This window comes from uncultured Paraglaciecola sp. (assembly GCF_913020055.1).
Lineage (GTDB): Bacteria > Pseudomonadota > Gammaproteobacteria > Enterobacterales > Alteromonadaceae > Paraglaciecola.
Genome location: NZ_CAJWCF010000032.1, coordinates 36,662 through 42,661, shown reverse-complemented (window position 1 = coordinate 42,661; position 6,000 = coordinate 36,662). Strand labels below are relative to the sequence as shown.

Below are 6,000 nucleotides of genomic sequence, written 5' to 3'. Positions count from 1 at the left end.
TAATGACTTTGAAAGACAAAACAATGAATTACAAAAAGTAGCTTAACTGGGGTGGTCGTTTTAGGTTGACCACGTCAAGGCGATGTCGAATAACTCTTTTGCTTTTTTGGTAGACAGATGGGAAGACAATAGTGACAAAGAACCAAGTACACCATTAATTGGCGTTCGAATTTCATGACTCATGACGGCAACAAATTCAGACTTTGTTTTACTAGATGCTAATGCTTCATTTTTAGCTAGCTCAAGATCTTTAGTGCGTTCCAAAATCATTTTTTCTTGGCTATTGGCGAGTTCTTTTAATTGTAAGTTGCTGTTATAAAGTTTTAAAGATTTATCTTCTAGCAATGATTCAGCTTCCTTACGGGCTTTTCTTTCTCGATAAAACCTTGTTATGGAAACTGGCTCGGCGTTATTTTCTGTCAAATTTAATTACTCCAATACATCAAGTAGACGTGTGCTGACATTTAATATAGACAAGTATTTAGAATATAGACCAAATAACTGCTTGATAGGTATCCTTGAAAAATAAAAAATGAAGACCACGTCAATTAGAGACTGCTTAAAAAGACACTTATTCTTAAAAATTGCAAAATAGCCGCTTTAAAATAAGCGAATCACTGTGGACGCTTCTTTTTGGCCCAACTACGTTTAATGTAAATTAGCTTAGTCGATACTCTTGAATATCATTGTATTTTTAGTGTTGTTTGTAGCTTGTTCACACAGTAAAGATAAACAAAAGGTGTGTGATTATTTTATTGGTAGTTTGAAATGGTTTAAAAAGGTTGTTGAAAAAATTATTAGAGGTAATGCTAATCTTGGTTTGTTATTTAATAATTAAAGCCCTGTTTAACAGGGCCTTAGAATAATGTTTAAGCTACTTTCTTCGCTCTGGGTTTTCTTTTCGGCTTTTCTTTTTCTACCGTTTGTACCAGTTCACTATGTTTGAAGTCATCAACATTGATGGTGCGTAATCGACCTTTTTCAGTTTCTCTTAGCAGTGTTGCCTGTTCTTCGGTAATCACTTCTAATTCGAGCCCTTTATCTGCCACTTTGTCTAATTCGGTAAACGGCAAATATTCTTTGGCTGCTTTACAAACCTTATTATAAATAGGCTCTGCTGCCAGTACATTTTCAAGAGTTTGCTCTAAATCTCCCATCAAATTACCTGGCACGCGAGACAAGTATTGGCCTGCACCTAATCGGCTACGAGCTTCACTTGGGGTCTGTAAAAGTCTGGCAATTTTATGCTCTAACTCGTCAGAAGGCCGTTTATATTTTTTGCCAAATGGCATGATGATTAATTTGAGTGCTTTACCCATTATTTTTGATGGGAAATTATCGAGTAATTCCTCTAAAGCTACTTCTAGTTTATGCAAACTGTCTTGCATCGCCCAGTGCACTAGAGGTAAATCGTCGGCTTTGCGTCCTTCATCATCAAAACGTTTCAAAACACATGAGGTGAGATACAAATAACTCAATAAGTCACCTAAACGCGCTGAAATGCGTTCGCGACGTTTTAATTCACCGCCTAAGACTGCCATTGCAACATCAGATAGAAAGGCCATATTCGAACTATAACGCTGCATTGAACGGTAGTAACCAGCAGTTTCGTCAGTAAATGGTGCTTTGGTTAATCTTGCAGCCGTTAAGGAGAACCATAAGCTGCGGAACAAGTTACTGATAGCAAAACCAATATGTCCAAATACTGCTTGGTCGAATTGTTCTAGGCTTTCGTCAGCATCAGGATTATTTGCCGCAAGCAATTCTGATAATACATAGGGGTGACAACGCATTGCACCTTGACCGTATATCATCATGTTACGGGTTAGGATATTTGCACCTTCTACCGTAATAGCAATAGGAGCACCTTGATAAGCTCGGCCCAGATAATTATTTTGGCCGAGCATTATTCCTTTTCCGCCGTGCACATCCATAGCGTCATTAACTAACTGACGCATCTTTTCGGTTAAATGGTATTTGCATATTGCAGAGATAACAGAGGGCTTTTCACCTAAGTCTACGCCTTTGGTTGAAAATGAAGTCACAGCGTCCATCAGATAGGCATTGCCACCAATTCGGCCCAACATCTCTTCAATGCCTTCCATTTTACCTACCGGCATTTTGAATTGACGGCGAATACGAGCGTAAGCACCAGTTGCAAGGGCAATACTTTTGGCTCCGCCGGCTGAAGTTGAAGGTAGGGTAATAACCCGGCCAACAGATAGACATTCGACTAACATGCGCCAGCCTTGGCCAATCATTGCATTGCCGCCAATGATGTAATCTAAAGGTACAAAAATATCTTGTCCTCTAATCGGCCCATTTTGAAATGGTACGTTTAATGGAAAGTGGCGATTACCAATTTCCATGCCTGCGGTGTCTCTGGGTAATAATGCACAGGTAATGCCTAATTCTTTTTCATCACCTAATAACCCGTCTGGATCATACATCTTAAAAGCTAAACCAATAACCGTTGCTACTGGGGCTAGGGTGATATAGCGCTTATCGAAGGTAAGACGCATACCGAGAATCTCTTCACCATTCCATTGGCCTTTGCACACTATGCCACTGTCGGGCAATGAACCAGCATCTGAGCCAGCTTCAGGTCCTGTTAGGGCAAAACACGGAATTTCGTCTCCTACTGCTAGCCTTGGTAAATAGTGGTCTTGTTGTTCTTTGGTACCATAATGTTGCAATAATTCTCCTGGGCCCAAAGAATTAGGTACACCTACAGTGGTAGACAGTACCGCACTGACACTAGACAATTTTTGTAATACGCGAGATTGTGCAAAAGCAGAGAAATCTAAGCCCCCGTATTCCTTTTTGATGATCATGGCGAAGAACTTATTATCTTTTAGGTACTGCCACACTTCTGCAGAAAGGTCGGCATTGATGTGAGTGACTTCCCAGTCATCACACATTTTGCATACTTCTTCTACTGGACCGTCTAAAAATGCCTGTTCTTCAGCGGTTAGGCGCGCTTGTGGAATATTATGCAGTGTTTGCCAATTTGGGTTGCCACTAAAAATTTCGCCATCCCACCAAACCGTACCGGCATCGATAGCATCTTTTTCAGTGCTCGACATTTCAGGCATGATTTTTTTATATATTTTTAGGATTGGCTCACTAATGTATTGCTTACGTACCGATTCAATATTCACAGGCAAGGCGGCGATTAAAAACGCTAACCAAGTAAACTCGCCTATCACACCGAAAATACTTCCCAGCACGAACAGGCAAAAAATACCGACAGTTGCATTAAACAACTTCATTCGAAAATAACTTACCGCGCCAAGTGATGCGACTACATATAACAACCAAATTAGGATTTGCATAAATACTCCAGTAAAAAGAGGTCAGACCAGACTTTTAACAATATATTCTTCTATGTAAAAATCAAGTTTAAGGATCAGTTTATAGCTATGTTTTGAATGGTTATTTTAAATAACATTGCATTAATTAAAATGATAACTGAACAACATCAGTATAGATGTCATTAGAGGTTTAGTTTTTTGCTTCTAATTGAGAATTTTCAGATTTGAAATATTTCAGACGAATCTCACCTTGTTCGTCACCATCTTTATATTGTTTAAGCTGTACTAACTGATAATTTAGTTGTGGAGAAAACCAAGCGATTGTTTCTCTTGATGAGTTTTTCCGCAAAATCATAACCTTGATGCCTTCAAGCATACCGAAAGGTAGGTCGAGTTGCTCCGTGCCTACTACTTTTAACTCGTAATGACGAAGTTCACCTCTATTGTTCACAATATTGTAGTCAAATTCACGTTTGCCTGAAGCTAGCTTTAATTGTACGTCTAAACGATAAAGTTGGTTATCTAGCTGGCCTAACCATTCAATTGGTTGAGCTTGGTTTACGGTGACTGTTGATTTTTCAGCATCAAATTGAATTTTGGTGCTTTTGTTGGAACCTGTGCCGCTGCGACTATAAGCATAGGTTTTTGGATGTAGTTGATTATTGTTTGCAGAAAAAAAGCTAGTTTCAGAGCGAACATCTGATAAAAAGAAAGCGGATACTTTTGAGTAATAGTCTAATCGATATAAATTGTCTTCATCAGCTTTAAGGCTAAGTCTGGCTTTACCTAAATTTCTACCAAAGCGATAAACCTTGTATTCAGCTTCAAAACCTACCAATTGGTCTGAGTCTGCATAAGCCCGATTATTTACGCCAAAAGTCAGCCCTAAAAACAGAGTTATCGATAAAAAACCAATAGCTTTACCCAATTGCATAACCCTCTTCAGCTAACACTTGATTGTCTAATACCGCTTTGTTGTCGATCATTTTTAGCCTTTCTTCACAAAACCATTTAATCACAAGTGGGTACATCTGACGCTCTTGTTGTTGTACTCTTTCTGCCAATTCTTTTGATTCTTGCTGGTCAAATATTGGCACTTTAGATTGCAACACTACGGGGCCGCCATCTAATTCAGGTGTCACAAAGTGAACCGAAGCCCCATGTTCTTTGTCATTTGCATCAATCGCACGTTGGTGTGTATTCAATCCTTTGTACTTGGGCAACAAAGATGGATGAATGTTCAACATCCTTCCACTAAAACGCTCAACAAAAGCTGGAGTTAGAATACGCATAAATCCAGCTAATACAATGAGATTCGGAGATAACTCTTCTATACAACTCGCCAATTTAGCATCATATTCTTCTCGACTAGCAAAACTCTTATGGTCAATAAAGATAGCTGGGATACCTGCATTTTTAGCGCGAACTAATCCAAATGCAGATTCTTGGTTAGCGATAACCGCTGAGATCCTAGCGTTAATTTTTTGCTGAGAAATATCATCGATGATCGCTTGTAAGTTCGAACCATTGCCTGAAACCAATACCACTATGGATTTTTGCGACGTATGTTCAGTCACTTAATTGATCTCAACCTGTTGCTCGCTGTCACTATTTTCAATATGGCCAATTTGCCATGCATTTTCACCGAGGCCATTTAATAGTTCAATGGCTTGGGCGGCTTTATCACTGGGTAATGCAATGATTAAACCGACTCCACAATTGAAAGTGCGATACATTTCATGGGTGGTTACGTTGCCTTTAGTTTGTAACCAATTAAATATTGCCGGCCACTGCCAACTATTACCATCAATCACCGCTTTGGTACCTTCTGGCAATACGCGTGGAATATTTTCCCAAAATCCACCACCGGTAATATGGGAAATGGCGTTGACTTGTATTTGTTCCAATAAGGACAATACGTTTTTGACATATATTCGAGTAGGCTCAAGTAAGTGTTCTGACAACGCTTTGCCTTCAAGCATTTCACTGGTATCACTAGCGGATACTTCTATGATTTTGCGGATTAAAGAATAACCATTTGAGTGTGGACCTGAAGAGGCTAAAGCAATTAGCGCATCACCCTGAGCTACCCGTGAACCATCAATCACATCATCTGCTTCGACAACACCTACGCAAAACCCAGCAACATCATAATCTTCACCATGATACATACCAGGCATTTCAGCTGTTTCGCCACCTATAAGTGCGCAGCCAGATAACTCACAACCTTTGCCAATGCCAGTTACTACTTCTGTGGCAGTATCTATATTTAGTTTTCCGGTAGCATAATAATCGAGGAAAAATAAAGGCTCAGCGCCTTGTACTATTAGGTCATTTACACACATGGCAACTAAGTCTATGCCAATACCAGCGTGTTGTTTTAAGTCCATTGCCAATCTGAGTTTAGTGCCTACACCGTCGGTGCCTGATACTAGAAGTGGTTTTTTATATTTTTCAGGTAGTGCACACAGGGCGCCAAAACCACCTAAACCACCTTTAACTTCAGGTCTGTGAGTTTTCTTTGTGACCGACTTAATTCTTTCGACTAGTTGATTGCCTGCATCTATATCAACCCCAGCGTCTTTGTAACTTAGTGATGAATTTTTATCGCTCACGTTTAATCCTCAATATGGCCGCAAAAAAAGAGCGCAGATTTTAGCAGCTTGGACAAATAATACCAACGACG

The 6,000-nt window shown here is 39.6% G+C and carries 5 protein-coding genes; all 5 read right to left on the bottom strand.

Going from position 1 to position 6,000, the window contains the following annotated elements:
* Positions 1-60 precede the first annotated feature (60 nt).
* A complete protein-coding gene (locus QZ488_RS09000; RefSeq protein WP_293747772.1) occupies positions 61-423 on the bottom strand; it encodes a histidine kinase dimerization/phospho-acceptor domain-containing protein in 363 nt (120 codons plus the stop codon).
* Positions 424-869: 446 nt separating this feature from the next.
* A complete protein-coding gene (fadE, locus tag QZ488_RS08995; protein WP_293747770.1) occupies positions 870-3,335 on the bottom strand; it encodes an acyl-CoA dehydrogenase FadE in 2,466 nt (821 codons plus the stop codon).
* A gap of 169 nt (positions 3,336-3,504) precedes the next feature.
* Positions 3,505-4,242 (bottom strand): DUF3108 domain-containing protein, encoded by a 738-nt coding sequence (locus QZ488_RS08990; protein ID WP_293747779.1) that lies wholly within the window; start codon positions 4,240-4,242, stop codon positions 3,505-3,507.
* Positions 4,235-4,891 (bottom strand): phosphoribosylglycinamide formyltransferase, encoded by a 657-nt coding sequence (gene purN, locus QZ488_RS08985; RefSeq protein WP_293747768.1) that lies wholly within the window; start codon positions 4,889-4,891, stop codon positions 4,235-4,237. The genes QZ488_RS08990 and purN overlap by 8 nt, the downstream gene beginning before the upstream one ends.
* A complete protein-coding gene (purM, locus tag QZ488_RS08980; protein ID WP_293747766.1) occupies positions 4,892-5,929 on the bottom strand; it encodes a phosphoribosylformylglycinamidine cyclo-ligase in 1,038 nt (345 codons plus the stop codon).
* Positions 5,930-6,000 lie beyond the last annotated feature (71 nt).